Origin of the sequence: Sphingomonas mali NBRC 15500 (genome assembly GCF_001598415.1) — a bacterium.
GTDB classification, from domain to species: Bacteria; Pseudomonadota; Alphaproteobacteria; order Sphingomonadales; family Sphingomonadaceae; genus Sphingomonas; species Sphingomonas mali.
On sequence record NZ_BCYX01000102.1, the window covers coordinates 1 to 1,195 of the forward strand.

Below are 1,195 nucleotides of genomic sequence, written 5' to 3' on the forward strand. Positions count from 1 at the left end.
GGTGAGCGTCGGCGCGCCCGGCGCCGAGCGGACGATCACCAATGTCGCCGCCGGCCGCATCAGCGGCAGCTCGACCGATGCGATCAACGGGTCGCAGCTGTTCGCGACAAACCAGGCGGTCGGCGCGCTGGGCCAGGGCTGGACGGTGAGTGCCCAGGGCGCCAACGCGACCAATGTCGGCGCGACGAGCGCGACCGGCAATACCATCGACCTGAAGAATAGCGACGGCAACGTCGTCGTGACCAAGGGCGCGGCCAGCAACGACGTCACCTTCAACCTGGCCAACGATCTGGCGGTCAACAGCGTGACCGCGGGCGGGACGGTACTGGGCACCACCGGCCTGACCATCGCCGGTGGTCCCAGCGTCACCACTACCGGGATCAACGCCGGCGGCATGACCATCACCAATGTCGGGGCGGGCGTGAACCCGAGCGACGCCGTCAATGTCAGCCAGCTGACCACCGCGACCGCGGCGGTGCAGGGGCATTATTACAGCGTGAATGACGGCGGCACGGTGCGCGGCAACTACACCAATAATGGCGCGACCGGTCTGAACTCCATCGCTTCGGGGCCGAATGCGGTTTCGAATGCGACGAGTAGCGTTGCCATCGGCAATGGCGCGTTCAACCAGACCTCGGCCTCAAACCCCACCGACCAGATCGCGATCGGTACGGCTGCGCACACCGCCAGCGGCAATACGATCGCGATCGGTTCCCAGGCTAACGCGCTCACCACCAACGCGATCGCTCTCGGCGCGTTCGCGTCGGGGGGCAATGCCTATGCCATCGCCATCGGTTCCGGTCCGGCGGCCGGGGCCAGCGCGGCAGGCGTCGGGGCCATCGCCATTGGTGGCGGCGGCGGGACGGTTCCCACCGGGAATCCGGCCTCCGCCTCCGGCAACCGCGCCGTCGCCATCGGGCAGGGCACGGCGGCCAATTTCACCCAAGCGGTTGCCCTGGGCAACAAGGCAGTAGCCGGCAGCGCTTCCTCGGTCGCCATGGGCGACTCCGCCAGCACGGGCGCGACCGGCGTGAACGTCGCCATCGGCAATCTGAGCACGGCCACTGCCGGTACCGCCGGCGGCGGCGCGGTGGCGATCGGACGCTCCAACACCGCCTTTGGCGACGGCGCGGTGGCGATCGGCGATCCGAGCTTCGCGAGCGGCACCGGCGCGTTCACCGGCGGCGCCAACAAT

At 69.2% G+C, this 1,195-nt stretch carries 1 pseudogene; it reads left to right on the plus strand.

The window, feature by feature from the left end:
- Positions 1 to 1,195 (plus strand): annotated as a pseudogene (locus SMA01S_RS23960) (hypothetical protein); the annotation flags it as partial.